At 71.0% G+C, this 20,965-nt stretch carries 19 protein-coding genes; 10 read left to right on the top strand and 9 right to left on the bottom strand.

The genetic code is table 11. The features are described 5' to 3' along the window. Nucleotides 1–21: 21 nt before the first annotated feature. From ABD899_RS12055 to ABD899_RS12045, 3 genes are all read right to left on the bottom strand, one after another. Nucleotides 22–1,200, bottom strand: a complete 1,179-nt coding sequence (locus ABD899_RS12055; RefSeq protein ID WP_345206225.1) for a glycosyltransferase family 4 protein — start codon at nucleotides 1,198–1,200, stop codon at nucleotides 22–24. 3 nt (nucleotides 1,201–1,203) lie between these two features. Beyond that, nucleotides 1,204–2,727: an ABC transporter ATP-binding protein gene (locus tag ABD899_RS12050; protein WP_345206811.1), complete on the bottom strand. Its 1,524-nt coding sequence runs from the start codon at nucleotides 2,725–2,727 to the stop codon at nucleotides 1,204–1,206. A gap of 305 nt (nucleotides 2,728–3,032) precedes the next feature. Beyond that, complete coding sequence (locus ABD899_RS12045; RefSeq protein WP_345206223.1) at nucleotides 3,033–5,234, bottom strand: glycosyltransferase; 2,202 nt, start codon at nucleotides 5,232–5,234, stop codon at nucleotides 3,033–3,035. Nucleotides 5,235–5,442: 208 nt separating this feature from the next. On the opposite strand from ABD899_RS12045, the gene ABD899_RS12040 reads away from it, so the two are divergent. The 4 genes from ABD899_RS12040 to ABD899_RS12025 all read left to right on the top strand — a co-directional run bounded on the left by ABD899_RS12040 (nucleotide 5,443) and on the right by ABD899_RS12025 (nucleotide 10,036). Further along, on the top strand, nucleotides 5,443–7,053 hold the full coding sequence (locus tag ABD899_RS12040) for an AAA family ATPase (protein ID WP_345206221.1): 1,611 nt from the start codon (nucleotides 5,443–5,445) through the stop codon (nucleotides 7,051–7,053). A 6-nt stretch (nucleotides 7,054–7,059) separates the two neighbouring features. Next, a complete protein-coding gene (locus tag ABD899_RS12035; RefSeq protein ID WP_345206219.1) occupies nucleotides 7,060–8,418 on the top strand; it encodes a hypothetical protein in 1,359 nt (452 codons plus the stop codon). Beyond that, a complete protein-coding gene (locus ABD899_RS12030; RefSeq protein ID WP_345206216.1) occupies nucleotides 8,393–9,217 on the top strand; it encodes a polysaccharide deacetylase family protein in 825 nt (274 codons plus the stop codon). The genes ABD899_RS12035 and ABD899_RS12030 overlap by 26 nt, the downstream gene beginning before the upstream one ends. Nucleotides 9,218–9,469: 252 nt before the next feature. Next, a complete protein-coding gene (locus ABD899_RS12025) occupies nucleotides 9,470–10,036 on the top strand; it encodes a sugar transferase (RefSeq protein ID WP_345206213.1) in 567 nt (188 codons plus the stop codon). A 265-nt stretch (nucleotides 10,037–10,301) separates the two neighbouring features. On the opposite strand, the gene ABD899_RS12020 is transcribed toward ABD899_RS12025, so the two are convergent. Further along, nucleotides 10,302–11,435 carry a glycosyltransferase gene (locus ABD899_RS12020; RefSeq protein WP_345206211.1) on the bottom strand — a complete coding sequence of 378 codons (1,134 nt, stop codon included), beginning with the start codon at nucleotides 11,433–11,435 and terminating at the stop codon, nucleotides 10,302–10,304. An 82-nt stretch (nucleotides 11,436–11,517) separates the two neighbouring features. On the opposite strand from ABD899_RS12020, the gene asnB reads away from it, so the two are divergent. Both asnB and ABD899_RS12010 read left to right on the top strand, forming a co-directional pair. Beyond that, nucleotides 11,518–13,437, top strand: a complete 1,920-nt coding sequence (gene asnB, locus ABD899_RS12015; RefSeq protein WP_345206209.1) for an asparagine synthase (glutamine-hydrolyzing) — start codon at nucleotides 11,518–11,520, stop codon at nucleotides 13,435–13,437. Next, on the top strand, nucleotides 13,434–14,423 hold the full coding sequence (locus ABD899_RS12010) for a GNAT family N-acetyltransferase (protein ID WP_345206206.1): 990 nt from the start codon (nucleotides 13,434–13,436) through the stop codon (nucleotides 14,421–14,423). Before asnB ends, ABD899_RS12010 begins: the two co-directional genes overlap by 4 nt. Here the strand turns inward: ABD899_RS12010 and ABD899_RS12005 are convergent. Next, nucleotides 14,376–15,395, bottom strand: a complete 1,020-nt coding sequence (locus ABD899_RS12005) for an O-antigen ligase family protein (protein WP_345206204.1) — start codon at nucleotides 15,393–15,395, stop codon at nucleotides 14,376–14,378. The genes ABD899_RS12010 and ABD899_RS12005 overlap by 48 nt on opposite strands. Nucleotides 15,396–15,399: 4 nt before the next feature. Then, a complete protein-coding gene (locus ABD899_RS12000) occupies nucleotides 15,400–16,344 on the bottom strand; it encodes an NAD-dependent epimerase/dehydratase family protein (RefSeq protein ID WP_345206202.1) in 945 nt (314 codons plus the stop codon). A 125-nt stretch (nucleotides 16,345–16,469) separates the two neighbouring features. Here ABD899_RS12000 and ABD899_RS11995 point away from each other — a divergent pair, with 125 nt between their 5' ends. From ABD899_RS11995 to ABD899_RS11985, 3 genes are all read left to right on the top strand, one after another. After that, nucleotides 16,470–17,372 (top strand): nucleotidyltransferase family protein, encoded by a 903-nt coding sequence (locus ABD899_RS11995; RefSeq protein WP_345206199.1) that lies wholly within the window; start codon nucleotides 16,470–16,472, stop codon nucleotides 17,370–17,372. Next, on the top strand, nucleotides 17,369–17,686 hold the full coding sequence (locus ABD899_RS11990) for a PqqD family protein (protein ID WP_345206198.1): 318 nt from the start codon (nucleotides 17,369–17,371) through the stop codon (nucleotides 17,684–17,686). The genes ABD899_RS11995 and ABD899_RS11990 overlap by 4 nt, the downstream gene beginning before the upstream one ends. Before the next feature lie 116 nt (nucleotides 17,687–17,802). Then, nucleotides 17,803–18,303, top strand: a complete 501-nt coding sequence (locus ABD899_RS11985) for a hypothetical protein (RefSeq protein WP_345206195.1) — start codon at nucleotides 17,803–17,805, stop codon at nucleotides 18,301–18,303. Nucleotides 18,304–18,313: 10 nt separating this feature from the next. On the opposite strand, the gene ABD899_RS11980 is transcribed toward ABD899_RS11985, so the two are convergent. Beyond that, a complete protein-coding gene (locus ABD899_RS11980) occupies nucleotides 18,314–18,574 on the bottom strand; it encodes a hypothetical protein (protein WP_345206192.1) in 261 nt (86 codons plus the stop codon). After that, nucleotides 18,571–19,347 carry a hypothetical protein gene (locus ABD899_RS11975; protein WP_345206189.1) on the bottom strand — a complete coding sequence of 259 codons (777 nt, stop codon included), beginning with the start codon at nucleotides 19,345–19,347 and terminating at the stop codon, nucleotides 18,571–18,573. The genes ABD899_RS11980 and ABD899_RS11975 overlap by 4 nt, the downstream gene beginning before the upstream one ends. 105 nt (nucleotides 19,348–19,452) lie before the next feature. On the opposite strand from ABD899_RS11975, the gene ABD899_RS11970 reads away from it, so the two are divergent. Continuing rightward, nucleotides 19,453–20,034 (top strand): arsenate-mycothiol transferase ArsC, encoded by a 582-nt coding sequence (locus ABD899_RS11970; RefSeq protein ID WP_345206187.1) that lies wholly within the window; start codon nucleotides 19,453–19,455, stop codon nucleotides 20,032–20,034. Nucleotides 20,035–20,125: 91 nt separating this feature from the next. Here ABD899_RS11970 and ABD899_RS11965 read toward each other — a convergent pair whose 3' ends face one another. Then, nucleotides 20,126–20,908 carry a pentapeptide repeat-containing protein gene (locus tag ABD899_RS11965; protein ID WP_345206184.1) on the bottom strand — a complete coding sequence of 261 codons (783 nt, stop codon included), beginning with the start codon at nucleotides 20,906–20,908 and terminating at the stop codon, nucleotides 20,126–20,128. Nucleotides 20,909–20,965 lie beyond the last annotated feature (57 nt).

Raw genomic sequence — 20,965 nt, 5'->3', positions numbered from 1 at the left:
TGCACCCAGGCCGTTGGTGCGTCAATTTGACGACGGCGAACGAGGCCGGCCGGCCGGGGTCGTTCCTGCGGCCTCCACGCGCGCGAAGAAGCCGGCCATCTCACGACTGACGTGCTCCACGGTGAAGCGCCCCTCGAACCGGGCCCGACCGCGCCGAGCCCGTGCCTCCGCGCCCACCGCGTCGGTGAGCACCTCGACCAGGGCGCCCTCCAGCGCGCGAGGCTGTCCGACAGGGGGGACGAGACCCACGGCGTCCGGCCCTTGGCCCAGGACCTCCACCGACGTGGGGATTGCGGTGGCGACGACCGGGCACCCCACGGCAAGGGCTTCGATGAGCACCCCGCCGAACCCCTCCCGCTCCGAGGGGAAGCAGAGCACGTCTGCGGCCGCCATGAGGTCTGCGATGTCGCTGCGATGGCCGAGGAAGCGGACGTCGCCTTGCGACGCTGCGGCCTGCGCGCGCAGCCTTGGGCCCGAGCGGCCTTCTTTCCCCGCGACAAGAACAACGGTACGTGGCAGCGTCGCTTGGACCGCCGGGAGCGCGGCCAGGAGATTCTGGAGACCCTTCTGCGGTTCCAGGCGCCCGACCGCGAGCACTACCGGCGCGTCCGGGGCCAAGCGGAGTTCAGCGCGCACACGGGCCCTGACCGCGTGTGCCCGGTACGGAAACCTGCGGGGGTCGCGGCCTCTCGGGATGACTTCGACGAGCTCCCGCCGCACCCCCAGGCGAGGTGCGACGGCATCGGCGACCGACCCCGATATGGCGTGGAAACGGGTGGCCAACCGGGCCGTCGTGGCGTCCACCGCACGCGCCAGCACGAGCTTGGGCGCGGGCGACTCCGCGCGGTGCGATGCGCCGTAGGAGTCGTTCACCAGGCTCGTGGACACCGGGACTCGCCGCAGCCGGGCGGCGGCGCGTCCGGCGACATCCGCCTCGAAGAGCGTGGTGTGAACCAGGGTTGGTCGGGTCGCACGCATCGTGCCTAGGACGGCCCGCACGTTGCCCGCGCGCCCGGATGCCGCCTGGCGGGGGTGTACGACTGCGCCTCCCTCCTCGAGCCTGACGGCCAGGTCGAGCCGCGCGCCGAGCGGGAGTACGTGCAGCTCGATGCCCTGCGCGACGAGGTGCGGGGCCATCTCTGCTAGCGAGGTTTCCGCGCCGCCCGGTGCTAGCGAGTCGATGACATAGAGGAGGCGCACGGCCTAGCTCTCCGCCCCGGCGGAGATCCCCGCCACGGCCATGGCGTTCTGGTAGAAGTGGCTGTCCTTGCGCAGGATGGAGGGCGAGCTGAACGCCGTCATCCGCCCGCCCTCGATCACCATGATCCGGTCGCAGATGTCGAGCGTGGACATCCGGTGGGCGATGATGACCACGGTGACCTCACCGTGCAGGCTGCCCAGCGTGTCGCGGATGAGCGCCTCACTCCGACCGTCGAGGGCCGAGGTGGGTTCGTCCAGCACGAGCAGCTGCGGACCCCCGGCCAGAGCCCGGGCGATGGAAAGCCGTTGCCGCTGTCCCCCCGAGAGCTGGCTGCCGCGCTCGCCGAGGTGTGTCTGGAAGCCATGGGGCAGGGCCTCGATGTCCGACAGCACGTTGGCCTGCATGGCTGCCCGTCGCACCGCTTCGTCTGAGATGCCGTCCCGGAAGAAGCGGATGTTCTCGGCGACGGTGCCGGTGAAGAGCGCGGCGTCTTGCGCCACGAACGCGATCCGCTCGCTCCACCAGTCCCGGTCCACTTCACGCAGGTCTCGCCCACCGGCTCGCAGGGATCCATGCAGCGGCTCGAGCAGACCCAGGAGCAGTTGCGCGAGGGTCGACTTACCGGCCCCTGACGGGCCGATCACCCCGACGATGTCGCCGGTGTCGATCCGGAAGCTGACACCGGACAGGGCCGGGCGGCCGGGGAGGTACTCGAAGTTGAGATCGCGCGCCTCCAAGGGCGTCACGGCTGCCGGGATCACGTCGCCCGTCGCTGCGGGTGAGGCTTGGTAGCGCTTCACCGTCGCGTGAATGCGGTCGAGGAACGGTGCGTTGGCGGCGATCGAGCCGGCCGCGGACGCCAACTGCTGACCGTAGCTCAGGGATCGCAACATCAGCAGGATGACGGCTCCGATGACCGCGAGGTCGCCGGAACCGACGATCGTCAGGACGGCCACGCCGACCAGCACCGCCGCGTAGGCCAGGGCGATGTAGATCGGGCCTAGCGAGCCGGTGAGGGTCTGGACCCTGCGCTGGGTTTCGGTCGTCTCGTGGTTGAGCTCGTCGATGCGGTCGGCAAATCGCTGCCGGACCCCGAAGGTCTGCATCTCCAGCCCCAGCGCTCCAAGCTCGGACACCGAGGTGGCGAAGTCGAGGCTGGCACCGGCCGAGGCCCACGACCTCTGACGAATCCGGCGTCTCAAGGGCACGAGGATCGTGCCGACCACGGCAAGGGCGACGAGGACCGCACCCGTGGCGGCTGCGTCGACGGCCAGCCCCGTACCCAGGAAGGCCACGAGGCTGAGGAGGGCGACGACTCCGATCGTGAAGGTCGAGACGGCGTTGGTGGCCGCGGCGACGAACCCGGTGAGCAGCGTCTGCAGCTGCCCCGTCGGCTCAGCCTGCTGGGTCGCCCAGCTGGCCCGCAGGTAGGCGGTGGAGAGGATGTGGCGCTGGTCGGCGGTCACGTCCGCCGTCAAGTGGGCCGAGATCCGCACCCCGAGCAGGTTGACGGCAAGGCGGACCATCAGGAGCACGCCCCCGAGCGCCAGGGACGTGCGGATGCCGACCGAGTGCCCGAGGATGGGACCCACCCTGTCCTCACCGGCCACCAGGGCCATCGCGACGCCCGTGATCATCACGAGGAACAGGGCCTCGAGGAGGGCTCCGACGAACGAGGTGCCCGCAAGAAGGGCCACCCGACCCCGGTACCGCGAGAGCAGGTCTCGCAGGACCCGTGATCCGCCGGACACCCCTGCGGACCGCATGCCAGGCATCCTCATGCAGAACGACTCGATTCCCGGACCACGGGGTAGACGATACCGTCCGGCGGTCAGCCACTGGTCCGCGGCGCCAGCTCCGCGACGAGGCCGCGCCAGCGTCGGGCGGTGGCGTCCAGCGAGAACTCGGCCTCGCAGCGCGCGCGCGCGGCGCTGCCCAGCGAGCTGCGGAGTCCTGCGTCCGCCAGCAGGTCAGCAACCCGATCGGCGAGGTGCTCGGGGGCGTCAGTTGCGGCCACGACGCCCGTCCGGCCGTCGTCCACCACGTCGGTGACGCCGGCGGCGCGCGTCGAGACGACCGCGAGGCCACTCAGCCCAGCCTCGATGAGCACTCCCGGCATCCCCTCCGTGTCGGACCCACTCGTCATGACGAGCAGCGAGGCTCGCCGGAGCAGGTCCGGCACATCGGAGCGCACGCCCAGCATCTCGACGCCCAGCCTCGCGGCCCGGCCCTCCATCGCCGCGCGCAGGGGGCCGTCGCCGACGACGGCGGCGTCGAACGACAGCCCCCGGGAGCGAAGGGCCTCGATCACGTCGAGGAACAGACCCGGCCTTTTACCGGGCTCGAGCTGGCCGACGAACAGCACGAGGGGCGGCTCGGCCCGGCTCTCCCCACCACCTGGTGGGTGGTACGTCATCGGGTCGCGTCCGTTGGGGATCGCGAGCAGCCTCGACCTCGGCACGCCGAGGACGTCCTGCGCCTGGTCGACGATGGCCTCGGAGACCCCCACCACCCGGCTGGATCGCCCGGCGAGGAACCGGTACAGGCGCCGACTCAAGGGTCGCGACAGCTCTGTCGAGGACAGCCCGACCTTGTAGTACACCACCGGGCGTCCACCAGAGGTCGCGACCACGTACTTCAGCGGCTCGCCGCCATGGGCCACGACCACGTCCGCCCGCGTGTCTCGAACGGTCCGGCGCAGCGCGCGCACCGCCCGGGGGTCGAGCCCCGCACGACGGAGCACCCCCGAGGGGACGTCCAGCCGTATGTCGGGCCGCAGCGCCGCCTCGGGCGCCTCGAAGAGCGACACGACGAGGTGCCGCTGGTCCGAGTCGTCCGCGAGCAGGTCACGCAGCTGACCGGCATACACCTGCGCGCCTCTGCCCTGGTCGGCAGGCAGCACGTGGAGCACCGTCGTTCGGACATCCTCCGCGACCCCGACCGACCGTCGGGGCGACCGTCTCTTGCGCCGAATCACCGCGTCGTAGGTCTCCAGGGAGGCCCGAGCCACCTGCCGCTGGTCGAACGCCGTGAGCGCGCGCTCACGGGCGGCGCGGCCCAATCGGGCGCGCAGTTCGGGGTCGTCGAGGAGCCGTCGGATGCCGCTGGCGAGGGCATGCCCGTCGTGCGGGGGGACGAGCAGGAGGTGGGTGCCGTCGTCGCCCACCTCACGGCATCCTCGGATGTCCGTGAGCACCATCGGTACCCCGCACGCGGCCGCCTCTATGGCGGCCCGCGAGAACCCTTCGCGGTGGGAGGCCAGGACGAACACGTCGAGCGCGGAGTAGACAGCGGGCATGTCGGTGCGTTCCTCGACGAACCGGATGCCGTCAGTCGTCGCCGACGCGGCGTCGGGATCGGTGTCGTCGCGTGGCCCGACCCATACGAACGTGGCCCTGTCAGCCAGCTGCGTGGCGGCGATCCCGAACTCGGCGAGGCCCTTCTCCCGAACCCTGCGGCCCACGCTTCCGACGAGGAGCTCGCTCTCGGCGACACCCAGCTCGCCGCGCACGCGGTGTCGGCCGTCGAGGTCGGGAGCGAAACGGTCGAGGTCGACGCCGTTGCCCACGACCCGCGAACGCCCCCGCTTCAGCGCCCACCGGAGCGTGCGGCGGTCCTCGGCGTTCTGGAAGAGCTCGTAGTCCGAGAACCGAGCGGCGAAACCTTCGAGGCCGTGGACGAACGCCCTCCGGGGGAGCGGGTCCTCGGGCCGGGCCCACAGCCCGTGGCAGGTGTTGACGACGACCGGAACCCTGGCCACCCGGCCGGCGATCCGACCCATGACGCCGGTCTTGGGGTTGTGGGTGTGCAGGACGTCGAGCTCGAGCCTGCGGATCTCCAAGAGCAGCTCCCTGAAGGCCGAGAGGTCGCGGACCGGGTTCCATGACCTGGTGAGCGCGCGGACTGGCACGTGGGTGACTCCGAGGGCCTCCACCCGTTGGACGTACGGACCTGGCGCACTGATGCCGAACACCTCGTGGCCCGCCTCGACGTCCACTGCCAGCTCGGTGGCCAGCAGCAGGGCAAGGCTCATGTCCACGGTCGTGAGGTGCGCCACCCGGAGCCCTCCCGACACAGGCCGTTCCGGATGCAGCGTCACGACCCGGGATCCTGTCAGGGCCCGGCGACGAACGCCAAACTCCTCCCCGTTTCGTCGGCTAGACTCGGCAGCCGACCAGTCCAGCCCCCACTGACTGCTCTCACAGCGCGACGGGGCACTTCACTCGAGCGGGGACTACAGGATGACCTTGCGTGACTACCTCACGATCGCGCGGCGGCGGTGGCCGGTCATCATCGCGTGCGCGGTGGTCGCGGCCGCCGTGACATGGGTCATCACGCCCGCTCAGAGCAGCGCGGCGAAGGCGGCCCCGTCCTACACGGCCACCGCGACGCTCCTCGTGGGTGGCGGGACGGCCGAGCAGAGCGTTTCCCTGGATCGAGTGGCCCTCTACGTCAAGACCGGCGAGATCCCCACCCGCGCCGCGGCAACCCTGGGTTACGAGGGCAACCCGGCCGTATTGGCCAGCCAGGTCGCGGTGGTTTCTGACCCGGCCGCCGGAGCGCTGACCATCTCTGCGTCGTCGGCCGACGGCGAGCAGGCAGCGGCGACTGCCAACGCCTTCGCCGACGAGGCCGTCACGTACTTCAGCAAGACCCGGCCCGGCACCGGGCGCGCCAAGCTCACCATGCTCCAGGAGGCCACCCCCATCCCGGACGCGATCGGCGGCGGTTTCGTCGTGCCCCCCTCGCGGGCACTGCGCACCGCGCTGGCCGCACTGGTCGGGCTCCTGCTCGGCTTCGCCCTCGCACTGGTCCTGCAGCGGGTCGACTCCCGCCTGAGCACCCGCGACGAGGTGCACGCGGCCCTGGGCCTGCCGATCATCGCCGAGGTGCCGAAGCTCCGTCAGGCACAGCGACGCAATGGCGAGATCACCGTGGCCGCGGACCCCTTGAGCCATTACTCCGACGCCTACCGAGCGGCCCGAACTGCGCTCATGCACACGGTGAGCCGTCAGTCGTCCAGCGAGTACACGGCGCGGCGCGCAGCCAGCCCGGAGCGCCGGGTCGAAGCCTCCGGTGCCAGGCTGATCCTCGTCACCTCCGCCAATGCCGCAGAGGGCAAGACGACCACCGTGGCCAACCTCGCTGCGAGCTTTGCCGAGACCGGCCAGCGCGTTCTCGTGCTCGACGCGGACCTGCGGTCGCCGGACACCCACAACCTCTTCGACGTCCCGCAAGGTGCGGGGATCTCCGACTACATCAGCGACCCCGGAGACGTCACGCTGGAGGCGCTGGTCCGCCCGACGAGCGTGCCGGGCGTGAGGATCATCACAGCGGGCACCCGGCTGGCCCACCCCGCCTCCTTGGCGAGCCGGATGGGCCACCTGCTCGCCGAGGTACGTGGCATGGCCGACGTCGTGATCATCGACTCCGCGCCCCTGCTCGCGGCCAGTGACGTCTTCGACGTCCTCCCGATCGTCGACACCGTCCTCCTCGTCGTCCGCAGCGGTCGGCTCACGGATGTTGCGGCCCGCCGGGTGGCGGAGCTCCTGGGCCGCTTCCAGGTGCCGATCAGCGGGGTCGTGCTCGTGGGCGCCCGCGGACGTCGCGCCGACGGCTATGGGTACGGCTACGGGTACGGGCACGGGGAGAAGAAGAAGCGCAAGCGCGGGCGGCCGGCTCGCGTCGCTGACGATCGACAACCGGAGGACTTCATCGCACCCCCGCCGACGCGCGCGGAGCAGCCGGTCGACCTCGTCGAGGACGGCTGGCCGTTCCCCTCACAGCCGGATGCCGGGCACGAGGAGGCGCCTCCAAGCCGGCGAGCGCGCCGCACCTCGTCCTCCGCCTGACTCTCCGTGCGGCTCTCCACCTCGGTGCGCCCGTGGGCCGTCGGTGTCGCCATGGCGACAGGCGCCGCCTACGCGCTGGCCTGGGCCTGGGCCATCGGGCTGCAGTCGTACAACGTGTGGGGGGCGCTGCTCGTCCTGCCGGCGGTCATCGGCGTCAATGCCGTGCTCGTCTGGCGGGCGGCGGTGCGTGAGCCGAGCCCGTGGTTCGGCCGGCTGCTCGCGTTCGCGTTCGTCGCGAAGATGGTCGGGATCCTCGTGCGGTACTACGTCGCCTACGTGGTCTACGACGGGGCGACCGACGCTGAGCGGTACAACCTCGCCGCCGCGTTCCAGTACCGCAGCTGGCGGGGCGGATCCATCACCTGGGACTTCGCCACCACCCGCGGCACCCAGTATATGGAGCTCATCACGACCGCCGTCTACACGGTGATCGGCCCTACGACGCTTGCCGCCTTCTTCGTCTACGGCAGCTTCGCCTTCTGGGGGGTCTACCTGCTCTACCGCGCGTTCCGGGTGGCCCTGCCGGACGGTGACCACCGGCGGTACGCCCTGCTCGTGTTCCTCCTGCCGTCGATGCTGTACTGGCCGTCCTCCATCGGCAAGGAGTCGTGGCTCATGCTCTTCGTCGGCGCCACCGCCTTGGGTGCCGCGAAGTTCTTCAACGGCCAGCGCGGGGCGCTGCTTTTGCTGGGGGCCGGGGCCTTCGGCACGGCGCTCATCCGACCGCACATCGCTGTCCTGCTGTTCGCGGCCCTGCTCCTGGCCCAGCTGTTCCGTCCGGCCTCCACGAAGGTCACCGGTGTGCTCAGCAAGGCCGCCGGCGTCCTTGTGATGGGGGTCGCTGCTTGGGTGCTCGCCACACAGTCCGCGGAGTTGCTCGGAACCGACGACCTCAACTGGGAAGCTGTGACCCAGTCCCTCGAGATGGCCGGCGGGCGGACGACGCAGGGCGGGTCGGAGTTCACTCCGGTCCCCGTCGACTCGCCAGTGGCTTTGCCTGCCGCAGCGGCGACCGTGCTCTTCCGTCCGTTGCCTTGGGAAGCGAACAACGCTCAGATGCTCGTGCAGAGCCTCGAGGGGCTGTTCCTCCTCGTGCTCACCTTGCGGTCGTGGCCACGCCTTCGTCGGTTGCCCGGACTTCTCAGGCGCAACGCATACGTGGTGTTCGCCCTCGTCTACACAACCTCGTTCATCGTGGCATTCTCCGGTTTCGCGAACTTCGGAATCCTGGCCCGGCAGCGGGTCCTCATGCTGCCGTTCTTCCTCGTCCTGCTCGCCCTACCCAAGCCCCGATCCGTCGACGATTCCGACATCGACGAACGAGAGGAGGTACTGAGCATTGGCGGCGGAGCGACGAGGCGCTGAACGCCCGAGTGCGCGGACGCGTCTCAAGTCCGGGCTGGCCGCCATCGGCCGCGATACCCCTGCGCAGGGGGCGACCCTCCTCATCTACCACCGCATCGGCGGTGGCACGCGGGATGAGCTGGACCTGCCCACCGCAGCCTTCGCCAGGCAGGTCGAGCAGCTCGACGGCCACGAGGTGGTGTCGCTCGACACGGCGCTCGACCGGCTGGATGCCGGCGACCCGAGCCCGAGCGTCGTGCTCACCTTCGACGACGGTTTCGAGGATGTTCATGCCAATGCCTGGCCACTGCTCCGGCAGCGGCAGCTGCCCTTCACCGTCTACCTGGCCTCCGGCTACGTCGCGCAGACGATGGTCTGGGAGGCCTCGACGGCCAAAGGGGCCGCCGGCAGGGGCATGTCGTGGGCACAGCTCGCCGAGATGGTCGACTCGGGCCTGTGCACCGTGGGGAATCACACGCACCACCACGTCCCGCCGGAGCGCCTGACCGAGGACGAGCTGGACGCATGCACCTCGGCCGTCGAGCGGCACCTCGGACTGACGCCGAGGCACTTCACCTATCCGTGGGGCATCCCCGTCCCGACGATGGAGACCGCGCTTGGATCACGGTTTCGGAGCGCTTCGTCTGGCGAGCTCGGGCGCAATTTGCCGGGCGCCGACCCCCTGCGGCTCAGGCGGGTCCCGGTGCGGCAGTCTGACCCCGATGTGTTCTTCGCAACAAAGTTGGTTGGGAGGCTCGGCCCAGAACGGGCGTACGCCGGGCTCGTGCGGCTGGGAAAGGCCGCTGGCCTCCGCGGTTAGGGCCTTTACACCACATCGATTCGATCAGAGAGTGATTGGCAAGAATCAGGTCCATTCGGTCCGGTTCTCGAACAGGAGTTGGTCGCGTGACTCGCTGGCCCTAGGATCCCAACTGGTCCGAAGGTCACCCCCGGCTCGGACTCGGCCAACGAAGGGCGAACAAACTCCGCGGGGGAGCGCGCTGCAAGGGGGACAAAGGTGGGTCGGTCGTCGGTCCAAGGCACAGACGCCCGAACCACCCGTTTTCTCCGAATGAAGCGTGTCATCGACATTGCACTCTGCTCGGGTGCGCTCGCCGCGTTGTCGCCCGTCATGGCATTCACGGCGGCCGCGATCAGGCTCGACTCGCCTGGCCCGGTGATCTTCCGCCAGCAGCGCCTCGGCCTCGGAGGCCGTCCCTTCACGATGTGCAAGTTCCGCACGATGTACGTCGGTGCGGAGGCGAGTGGCGTGTACGAGGCGACTGGCGATGTGCGGGTCACGCGCCTGGGACGCGTCTTGCGTCGCACGAGCCTTGACGAGCTGCCCCAGCTGGTGAACATCCCCCGAACTTCGCCGTCGGGCGACGTCTTCTATCACGCTGATTCTGACGTGCACCCAGTCGTCGCCTACCTGCCGCAGAACCCCAAGGGTGTCCTGGTTGAGGTCCCGGTGATCAACCTGCCGCTGTGGCAGGCGCCCGACTACTCCACTGCTCGGCTGTTCAACGCCCATCGGCTTCAGTCCAACCCTGGAGGCATCGTGATCGACGGCCATCGCACTTGGCGCTCCGCCAGCAGGCCGCGGTTTGTCAGGTCGGCTAAGAACGTGCCAACCTGATCCTCGATCTCGGCGGGCGGGCGCGCCACAAGCTGTGCAACCTCATCCACCACGCTCCCGCCTTCCGAGGCGACGATCCAGATCATGCGGGCGGTACCCTTGAGCAGCACGGTCTGGCCGTCCGGGACAACCGTGAGATAGAGCTCCTCGGCCATCCCGAAGTCTGCACCATCGACCCAGGCGATGTTGCCCGGAACTTGGTATGTCGGATTATGTGGCTGCCGTTCCACCGGCCCAGTATCGCTGGCGCCGGGCCCTTCCTCACTCACGCGGGCACCAGCGTCGCGTAGAACCGTTCCTGCGCTTCAACTGCGGTTCGGATGTCGTAGATCGTGCTGCGTTGGCGGGCTGCTGCGGCCATCCGGTCCCGCAGCAGCCGATTCCGTGCGAGGGCAACCATCGCCTCCGCAAGGGCCTTCGGGTCGTGCGCTCGTACGAGAAGGCCCGTCTCACCCTCGGTGACGGCCTCCGGGACCCCGCCGACGGCGGTGGCGACGACGGGAAGCCCGGCTGTCATCGCCTCCATGATCGAGACGGGCAGCCCCTCCGACGATGACGCCAGGACGAACAGGTCGCTGGCCGCCAGCAGGTCGGGAACGTCGGTGCGGTAGCCGAGCAGCCTGACGCTATCGCCGAGAGTCAGCTGCCGGTGCAGGTCCTCGACCTCGTCCGCCAGCGGCCCCTGGCCCACCGCGAGCACCACCAGGCTCGGCTCCTCGCGAAGCGCCAACTGCGCCGCGTGCAGCAGGTTCGGGTAGTCCTTCTCCCGTCGCAGGTTGGCCACCGTGATGGCCACAACGGCATCCTCAGAGACACCCAGCTCGCGCCGAACCCGCTCCCGGGTACCTGCGGGGGGCTGGGTGTCGCTCTGCACGATGCCGTGGACAAGCACCTCAGCTCCTCCCTGGCGGCTGCGCCACATAGAGCTGCGCACCTCGTTCGAGACCGCCCAACGGTGCCGATCCAGACCGGCTGTCATGGCGTTGAGCAGGCGAGTGGACCGCGAGAAGTTGCCCCACACGTTGTGCTCGGTCGACACCGTCACCGGGCGTTCACGCGCGGGGATCGTCCGGGCCACCAGCCGGGCCACCCCGGCCAGCAGCGGGGAGTGCGCGTGCACGGTGTCCACCTCCCGCATCAGAGCGCGCAGGCGCCACGGCCACCAGAGCTGCCCGCGCGGCCCGGCCCCGATCAGCGTGGCCGGCACCCCCCACTCGGCCAGCCGGGGGACCAGCTGGTCCTTGTCCGGGCGAACGTAGGCCACCCGGTAGGAGAAGCGGGTGTGGTCGGCCACCCGCGCCGATGACACGAGCAGCTGCTCGGCACCGCCGGGCCCCAGCCCCTTGATCAGCCACAGCACCCGGATGGGAGCATTCGGAGGGACCTCGTGGGGGGGCATGGCCCGATTCTGCCCCAGCCCGGAACGTATACTCAGCGGCCGGCCCAGGGTGCGGGCCACCCAGCGACACGAGGGGACGCTCATGTGCGGTCTGGTCGGCCTGCTCGCACCAGTGGGTCGCGACCTCGGCGACGACCTGGACGCCCTGTCGGCCGCCGTCGCCCACCGCGGGCCCGACGACCACGGGCGCTGGCTCGACGAAGGCGCCGGTGTCGCCCTGGGGCACCGCCGACTGTCGATCGTCGACCTCTCCGCGGCCGGTCATCAGCCGATGACCTCCGCGGACGGCCGGTGGGTGCTCGTGCTCAACGGCGAGATCTACGACCACGCCCACCACCGTCGCCGGCTCCAGGGTGAGGGGGTCGCGTTCCGCGGGCACTCCGACACCGAGGTGCTCCTCGAGCTGATCGCCCGAACCGGGCCCGAGGCCGCCGTAGCCGCCGTCGACGGGATGTTCGCCCTGGCCGCCTGGGACCGCCGCGACCGCGTGCTCGTGCTCGCCCGCGACCGATTGGGGGAGAAGCCGCTCTACTACGGCCGGGTGGGCGACGCGTTCGCGGTCGCCTCCGAGCTCGGCGCGATCCGGCGACTGCCGCAGGTCGGCACCACCCCCGACCCACAGGCGCTGGCCGAGTACCTGCGCCACGGCTTCGTGCCAGCGCCGCTCTCGATCCTCCCCGGCATCCGCAAGCTGCCGGCCGGCTGCACCGTGCGGGTCACCGGCCCGACCTCGGTGCCAGAGCCCGTCCCGTACTGGTCACTGGCCGGCGTCGCGGCCTCGGGCCTGGCCGACCCCCTCGAGCTGGACGACCGCGAGCTCGTGCGGCTGGCCGACACGGCCCTGCGCGAGTCCGTGCACCGACGGCTCGAGGCGGACGTGCCGGTCGGCACCTTCCTGTCCGGGGGAGTTGACTCCTCCACCATCGTCGCCCTCGCCCAGGCCGTGAGCACCCAGCCCGTGCGCACCTTCACCGTCGCCGTGGGTGGCGAGGGCGACGAGTCCGTCGCCGCAGCCGCTGTCGCGCGCCACCTGGGCACCGAGCACACCACGCTGCCCCTGGCCGACCTCGACCCCCTCGACCTCGCGTCGCGGGCGGCGCGCCTCTACGACGAGCCGTTCGCCGACCCCTCGGGCGTGCCGACCGCCCTGCTCTGCGCCGCCGCACGCCAGCACGTGACGGTCTGCCTCAGCGGCGACGGCGCCGATGAGCTGCTCGGCGGCTACAACCGCTACAAGGTGGCGCAGGGCGGCCTCTCCCGGCTGCTCACGCTGCCGGGGCCGGTGCGGCGCGGCGCCGCTCACGCCCTCACGACGACGAGCCCTGCCGGCTGGGACCGGCTCGCCCGCGCCGTCCCCGGACGGACCCCCGCGGTGGGCACCAAGGCGCACAAGCTCGCCGGGGTGCTCGCCGCAGACGACCCGATGGGTGCCTACGCCGTGCTCGCCACCCAGTGGGACCCGGCGACGCTTATGACCGACCCGCCGCCGCCCTCCGCGCCGCCCTCCGCGCCCCCCGAGGCCGGGCTCGTCGGCGCTACGCCGCTGGCCCGGATGATGCTCGCCGACCAGCAGCGCACCCTGCCCGACGACATGCTCGTCAAGGTCGACCGCGCCAGCATGGCCGTCGCCCTCGAGGTGCGCGTGCCCTTCCTCGACCACCGGTTCGTCGAGCTCACGTGGCGGATGCCGGAGCGCGCCAAGGTGCGTGACGGACAGGGCAAGTGGCTGGTGCGCCAAGTGCTCGGTCAGTACGTGCCCCCAGAGCTGTGGGACCGACCCAAGGTCGGCTTCGACCCACCGCTCGCCGACTGGCTGCGCGGCCCGCTGCGGCAGTGGTCTCACGACCTGCTCGCCCCCGACCGGCTGCGACGGCAAGGCCTGCTCCGCCCCGAGCCGATCACCCGGGCCCTGGCGGAGCACGACTCGGGCCAGCGCAACCACGACTACGCGCTGTGGACGGTGCTCATGCTCCAGGCCTGGCTGGACGGAACCACCTCGTGAGCACCCCGACACCCAGGGCCCGCCTCGACCTCGAGATCCGCCCGGCGCGCCCGGACGACGAACCCGCCGTCCTGCACCTGTTCCGGGCCACCCTCGGGTGGCACGACGAGGACCCCAACGAGGAGTTCTTCCGCTGGAAGCATCATGAGAACGCGTTCGGGGTGTCGCCGGCGTGGATGGCGCTGCACGAGGGAGCCCTGGTCGGCTACCGCACCTTCCTGCGCTGGAGGTTCCTCGACGACACCGGCCGGGTGGTGCGCGCGGTGCGCGCCGTCGACACCGCCACCGACCCGGCATACCAGGGCCAGGGCATCTTCCGCACCCTCACCCTGCGCGGCGTCGCCGAGCTGACCCTGGCCGGCGATGGAATCGTGTTCAACACCCCCAACGACCAGAGCCGCCCCGGCTACCTGAAGATGGGCTGGAGCCTCGCTCGGCGGCTCCCGGTGGGGGTGCTGCCCGCCGGCCCCCGCTCGGCCCAGCGGATGCTCACCTCGAGGGTTCCCGCCGACCTGTGGTCGCAGCCGACGCACGCCGGGCTCGACGCGGGGGAGGCGCTTGCCGACTGGGCCGTCGCCGCGGCGCTGCTCGAGCACGCGCCGAGCACGGGGTTCCGCACCGACCGCACCCCCGAGTACCTCGCCTGGCGAACGTCCTTCGCGCCGCTGCACTACCGGCTGATGCTGGCCTCGCACCACGACCCCGCGCAGGGCGGCATCGTCTTCCGGCTCCGGCGCCGCGGGGATGCCGTGGAGGCCGCGGTCGTCGAGCAGCTCGTCCCCGACCGCCGCACCGGCATCGCCCTGGTGCGCCGGATGCTCAAGGAGACCGGCGCCGACTACGCGATCGGGCTGCGCACCGGCCCTTCGGCGGGGCTGCTGCCCCTGCCGGGTCAGGGGCCGCTGCTTACGACGCGAGCGCTCGCGGCATCCCCGCCGTCACCCGGGGACTGGACGCTCACCCTCGGAGACGTCGAGCTCTTCTGAACGGCTCGCGCCGGCCCACCCGAGCGCCATCCCCGCGGCGATGACGATCGGCGCGTACTCGAGCAGGTGGTCGCCGAGGGAATGCAGGCCGAGCGCGGTCCAGGCGGCGGCGCCCACCACGGTATACGGAGCGGCCCCCCGAGCGGCGATGGCGAGGCCGGTCAGGGTGAGCAGGCCGAGCAGCACGGCGCCCACGATGCCTGTCTCGGAGCCGACCTGCAGGAGGGAGGAGTGGGCGGCCACCGTGTCGGCGTCCTTGGCGAGCGCACTGTAGTCCTCGAACGACCCGGGCCCGCCCCCGGTGACCGGGTGCTGTCGCCACAGGTTCAGCGCGTCGTGCCAGAGCTGGTTGCGGGTGGGGTCCAGCCCTCTCGACACCGGGGCGGGCCAGGAGGGGCGGGACGCGAGGACGAGGATGCACCCCGCTGCCACGAGCATCGAGACCGCCCCCAGGGCCAGCGCCCAGGCGCGCCGGCGAGCCGGGTGCCACGCCATCAGGGCGATCGCGGCCAGCAGCGGCACCGCGACGACGAAGGCAGCGCGAGAGGCGTTGGCGTCGATGACCGCGACCGCCCCGGCCGCAGTGAGCCAGAGGACGACGCGCCGGGTGCGGTCGGCCCCGAGCATCGCCAGCCCGGCGAGGCCGATGACCTGCACGGCCACCGCGGCGTTCGCGTTCGCGTAGGCGGTGGGGCGCTTGGCGGGCCCGTCGGTCCAGATGACCCCGAGGTAGAGCACCGTCGTCACGACGACCAGGGCGGCCACGACGTGCTCGCTCCGGGCGCGCGTGGCGACGAGCCGGCCCAGCCCGACGCCGCCCGCGAGCACCACGGGGGCGAGCACGTAGGGCGAGGTGAGTGACGGCATCCGGCCGGCGAGCAGCGAGGCGATGACTGACCACGCGATGGACGCCAGGACGAGGACGACACCGACCCGCTCGGCGATGTCCAGGTGGGGGAGCGTCCGCCGCACGGGCCTAGGCCTGGTAGTCGGGCAGGGTGCGGAACCAGTCGACGGTCTGGCGCAGACCCACGTGCAGCGGCACCGGCTCGACGTCGGGGAAGTGGTGGCGCAGGCGGGTGCTGTCGGCCTGCGAGTCACGGACGTCGCCGGCCCGCGGGTCGACGTGCTCGACCTCCGGCATGAAGCCGAGGGTGTCGGCGAGCTCGGCGACCAGGGCGTTGAGCGAGGTGCGGGTGCCGAAGGCGAGGTTCACCGGATCGAGGTCGGTCACGGTGCGGGTCACGGCGTCGGCGAGCACGCGGGTGACGGTGCCGACGTTGGTGAAGTCGCGGGTCTGCTCGCCGTCACCGTGGATGGTGAGGGGCACTCCACGCAGCGCTGCGTCGACGAAGTTGGGGATCACCGCCGCATACGCGTGGCCGGCGGCCTGGAGCGGACCGTAGACGTTGAAGAAGCGGAAGGCGAGGGTGGGCAGGCCGTAGGTGTGGCCGAAGGACATCGCGTAGGCCTCGGTGGCCTGCTTGCTCACCGCGTAGGGGGAGATGGGGGCGGTGCGCATGGCCTCGCGCTTGGGCAGCTCACGGTTCGCGCCGTACACCGACGACGACGACGCGACGACGACGTGGAGGTTGCCGGCGCGACGCGCTGCCTGGAGCACCTCGAGGGTGCCGGTGGCGTTGGCGTGGTGCGACGCGACGGGGTCGATCACCGAGCGCGGGACGGAGGGGAGGGCGGCGAGGTGCACGATCGCGTCGGCCCCCTCGCAGGCCTCGTCGAGGGCGGCGGGGTCGAGGATGGTGCCCTCGTGCAGCCGGATGCCGGTGCCATCGAGATTCGCGCAGTGCCCCGTGGAGAGGTTGTCGAGGGCGACGACCTCGTCGACGTCGGGCCTGGCGAGCAGCTCACGGCCGAGGTTGGAGCCGATGAACCCGGCCCCACCGGTGACGACGACCTTCACGTGCGGTTCCCCCATGCCGAGGCGAGTGGTGCGCCCTCCCGGGCATGACGCCCGCACGCTATCACCGCGAGGTTGCGGCACTCCGGGTGCGGGGCGACGGCCGGCGCGCCCGATACTGTCGTGCCGTGGAGACGATCACGATGCCGTCGTCAGTAGGCATCCGGTTTGCGCACGCGGCGCTCCAGGTTCTGGCGGAGGAGTACGGCATCGACCTGCTCCACATCAAGGGGCCCGCCGTCGACAACAGCCTGCTGCAGGCCAGCGAGGTGGCCGACTCGCCGGTCGCGCGAAGGAGTATCGACGCCGACGTGCTCGTCCGACCCGAACACGTCGACCGACTCTTCGCCGCGATGCGCCAGCACGGCTGGTCGATGAAGTACCGGTTCGAGGACGGCTCCGCCTTCGAGCACGCGGCGACGATGGTCCACCCCGTGCTCGCACCCGTCGACGTCCACCGGCGGTTCCCAGGGCTGGGGATCGACGAAGATGCCGCGTTCGACCGGCTCTGGGCCGAGCGGCACACGATCGACATCGCCGGGGTGCCGTGCCCTGTGCCGTCGGTCACGGCCCAGCGCCTCATGCTCATCGTGCATGCGGCGCGCGGAGGCGCCCTGGACCACCCTGACATCCGGCGCAGCTGGACGGCAGCCAGCGAGGCTGAACGCCACGCGGTGCAGGCGCTGGCGGCCGACCTCGGCTCCGAGGTGGCCCTGGCCGCGGGCACGGGCCGGCTCCACGAGTACGTGGGCGCGCCGGGGTACGAGCTGTGGCTGGCGCTCTCGACCGGCGAAATCTCCCTCGTGCGCATCTGGGCGGCCCGGGTGCGGGCGGCGCCTTCCCGGCGGGCCGCGCTGCGCACTGCTGTGCGCCTCCTCGTGCCGAACGCCCGCCGGATGGAGACGGCCCTAGGCAGGCGGCCCACGGCGCGCGAGCTGTCGCGGGCCTACCTGGCTCGGACGCGGTGGGGAGTGCGCGAGATTCGGAAGACCCTGCGGGCCAGGCGGGCACGGGTCGGGGCCGGGCGTTGACGGGCTACCGGATTCCGGCGCGGCTGGCGCACGTCGTGCCCGACGGGGCGCCTGACCCGCCGAGCACGGTGTTCATCATGCAGTTGCCTGACGGCGTACCCGCCGTCCTTCGTGACTCAGGAGCGTGGATCTGGACGGTCGCGGCAGGCGGTGAAGAGGATGTGGCCGGCGCCATCGCGGAACTCGTCGGGCTCACCCGCGAGGCCGTGGCGGACGACGTCAGCGCCTACCTCGACGACCTCGTGGGGCGTGGCCTGCTGGAGGTTGACGCGCCTTCGCGGAATGGCGGTCCGGTGAGGGTTGACCAGTGCTAATCTCGCCGGACTACCACGACGCCGTGGCGGGAATCACGTTCGGGCAACGATGCACGGATTGGTCCCCGCGCGGTGCTATCTTGGGCCCGGAATCGTTCACGAGCAGGGAGTTTGCCATGACAGAGGAGCGCGAGCAGAGGCGCGTGTCTCGCCGCACCATCGCCAAGGGTGCCGCTTGGGCGGTTCCGGCCGTTCCGCTTGCGGTTGCTACGCCTGCGTACGCGCAGAGCGGGTGCGTGCCCACGCTTCGCTTCGATCCTGGCAGCTGCCGCTGCACCGGTGAGGGGCAGAACGACAAGGACTACTTCGTCAGGATCTGCAACACCGGCACCCAGTGCCCGGACACCGACGGCACCCTGTACGTCAGCATTCGGGCGGCCACCGGTCAGAACGAGAAGCTGTATGACACCGCCATTGCAGTTCCCGTAGGTGGGTGCAGCGCGGTGGTGAAGTTCCAAAGCGACAACAGCTCAAGCAACCTGCGCTTCTACTACGGGGCAACGGCCGCGGAGGCCAACGCTCTCGACAACCCGAACTACGTTACTGTGGACGCCCCCAACGACTGCAACAAGCCCCCCGAGGGCGTGACCCCGCTGGGCACTTGCATCCAGGGCTGACGGCCGGCAACTAGCCTGCGTACATGAGGACGCCGTGGTGGACGAGGTCCGCCACGGCGTCCTTCGTCGCGTCCAAGGAGGAGCGGTCCGTCGGGCCGCCGAAGCGGGCCTCCAGGTCGCGTGCGATCTGTTCCAGTTCGGTGGGCTGTTGAGTGAGGGCATAGATCGCGGCGCTGAGCTCGCTGAGCTTCACGATTCGGTTGCCCAAGAGGACAACAGTCTCGCCGTCCCGCTCCAACACATCGATCGCTTCCCGCCGCTGCAGCCTCATCTGGTGCCTCCAATGATGTGGGCCAGATCGTTCTCGATTTCCGCAGACTCGGCGTAACGCACGCGCAAGACCGGACCGCAGGTGTCAATCAGATCACCCAGCCGGTGCAGCGGCCGGTCCAGGCGGGGGAGAGATGAGGACTGCTCGGTGAGCGCGAACAAGGCATCCATAAAGAGGACCTCCTCTACTTCCGGCTGGACCCATTCGGGTCGGCGGTCGAGGAGCACCACGCGTGCGACATGGGGTTGTGGGGGTGCGAGCTCTAGCCTGAGCGTGTCGGGGGACACCTCGTCCTTGGGCCCCAGGCCGTCTGGCCGTCGCACCGAGAGCGGCTTGGGGTAGGGAAGGATCGTTAGCGCCTCGTCGACCCCCACGGTCTCGTCGGTGAGATAGCCGAACCGTTGTCCCAGCCGTCGAGTCAGCGTCGTCTTGCCCGTTCCTCCAGCCGCCACATAGACAAGGCTCTGCCCCGTCAAGGGGTTGCTCACCGCGCCGGCGTGCAGCATCAGCAAGCTGCCGATCTGCGCGCTGATGAGCGCTCGGGTGATGTCCTGGGTCGTCAGCATGAGCCGGCGATCGAGGTCGCCCGGATCGTCGAGCCGAGCCTCGACAGGTTCGGCCTCTGCGGGTGCCGGTTGCTGCGTGTCGTCGTCTGTGTCAAGGCAGCGGGACCACGCGAGCCGCATCGAGGACGCGAGCAGGTCCCTAGAGTCCCCGGTGCAGCGCACCTCGAGGCGGGTGCCGAGCGCAACCAAACGCAGGACGTGGGTCATGAGGGTGGAGTTCTCCCGCGGCTCGTTGTGCGTCCCTCACGGGACCGGCGATGCAAGGCGAACCCTATCCAACGGCCCGGCCCGGGCGGCATCCGTGGATAGCCTGTGGTGGTGCCCCGTGACCGAAAGCCCGAGGAGGCTCCGCTACGGGTCCTCTTCGTGTGCACGGCGAACATCGCCCGCTCGCCCTACGCCGAGCGTCGCGCCAGCCAGCTCCTGCCCGACCACGCACCCGAAGGTCGGGGGGTCTGGCTCGCGAGTGCCGGCATGCCCGGATACCCCGGTCGCGACATGGATCCTGAGATGGCAGCCCAGCTCCGAGCCCGAGGGGGTGAGCCGAACGGTCACGTGAGTCGTGCCGTGACCCACGAGTTGCTGGTCGAGAGCGACCTCGTGCTCACCTTCGAGTTCGCGCAGCGACTGCGGATCATCGATGAATGGCCGGACCAGGCGCTCAAGGTGTTCGGCGTGCGCCAGTTCACCCATGCGCTGGAACGGATCCCGGCCCCAGCCCACGGCCTCGAGCTGCTCGATCAGGCCTACACTGCGCGCCTCCCCGACGGGATGAACCTGGACGTTGTCGACCCGCACCGGCGGGGCGCCGCTGCCGCGCGAGCATGCGCGGACGAGATCGATGCGATGCTCGCGGCCATCGTTCCGGCCCTGTCGGCGCCCGGGTCCCGGTAGTGCCAGTCCCTGCCCGCGGGTCCGAGCGCGTCGACCGCTTCCCTGCTCCGCGGTCCTGCCGCAGACTCGGCCGGGGGGAGCAGAGACTGGCTCAGCCCGGCCGGGTCTCGGCGAGGGCGCGGTGGAAGCGGTTCGTGAAGTCCGGCATCAGGGGGTCGTCCCACCGCAGCCAGGCCACGGACTGGACTGCGTTGTCATCGTTCGTGAGCCCCCACCACCGGGCGCTCTCGTGCAGCTCGCGCTCGAGCGGGTCGTCGGCCCCGGTGGTGCGCTCGAGGATGGCCGCAACCCGCTCGGGGATGCGGTCGACGACCGCGCAGTGCGGTCCCCCCGGCCAGAGCTGGTCGCGCACCTGAACCTCGGCGTGCAGCCCGAGCCCGCGCAGGTCGGCGCCCCGGAAGTCGTTGCCACGGATCTCGTTGGGCCGCGACCGGGGCCTGATGACGGCGGCGAGGGGGACGTGCCGGCCCCAGATCGTCAGCGACTCGACGACGCCCACGAAGACGTTGTCGACGAGGTCGACCGCGTCGAGCGGCTCGCGCCACTGGCAGCGCTCGAAGGTGCAGCCCTCGATACGCCCAAAGGCGAGGGAGGTGTCCCGCAGGTCGCACCCGACGACCCGGCATCCGAGCAGGTGTGCGGCGTCCTCCTGCCGCTCGTGGTGGCTGCCCCACGCCCACTGGAGGTCGCAGCCGTCGAAGGTGCAGCCGACGAACACGACACGACGAAACGCCATCCACTCCGCGGCATCCCGCAGCCCGCGGAACGTCACGCCCTCGATCCGCCGGTCCCGGAACTCCCACGTCGTGCCGTCGGCCGGCCGGTGCTCGACGACGGTGCCGGGTGGCAGGTCCGGTCCGGGGATCGTGGTCACGGGCTCACCCTAGGGAGGGTGGGGGCGGAGCGCCGCTCAGGATGGTCGGGGTCAGTC

The organism is Fodinibacter luteus (genome assembly GCF_039541575.1).
Taxonomy (GTDB): domain Bacteria; phylum Actinomycetota; class Actinomycetes; order Actinomycetales; family Dermatophilaceae; genus Fodinibacter; species Fodinibacter luteus.
This window is presented reverse-complemented; position numbering and strand designations above follow the sequence as displayed.

Coding starts and splice junctions, on each gene's coding strand:
- ABD899_RS11975 (WP_345206189.1), bottom strand. CDS start 19,347: ATGACCCACGTCCTGCGTTTGGTTGCGCTCGGCACCCGCCTCGAGGTG.
- ABD899_RS12050 (WP_345206811.1), bottom strand. CDS start 2,727: ATGGTCCGCCTTGCCGTCAACCTGCTCGGGGTGCGGATCTCGGCCCAC.
- ABD899_RS12020 (WP_345206211.1), bottom strand. CDS start 11,435: ATGCCCCCCCACGAGGTCCCTCCGAATGCTCCCATCCGGGTGCTGTGG.
- ABD899_RS12025 (WP_345206213.1), top strand. CDS start 9,470: ATGAAGCGTGTCATCGACATTGCACTCTGCTCGGGTGCGCTCGCCGCG.
- asnB (WP_345206209.1), top strand. CDS start 11,518: ATGTGCGGTCTGGTCGGCCTGCTCGCACCAGTGGGTCGCGACCTCGGC.
- ABD899_RS11985 (WP_345206195.1), top strand. CDS start 17,803: ATGACAGAGGAGCGCGAGCAGAGGCGCGTGTCTCGCCGCACCATCGCC.
- ABD899_RS11980 (WP_345206192.1), bottom strand. CDS start 18,574: ATGAGGCTGCAGCGGCGGGAAGCGATCGATGTGTTGGAGCGGGACGGC.
- ABD899_RS12040 (WP_345206221.1), top strand. CDS start 5,443: ATGACCTTGCGTGACTACCTCACGATCGCGCGGCGGCGGTGGCCGGTC.
- ABD899_RS12045 (WP_345206223.1), bottom strand. CDS start 5,234: ATGAGCCTTGCCCTGCTGCTGGCCACCGAGCTGGCAGTGGACGTCGAG.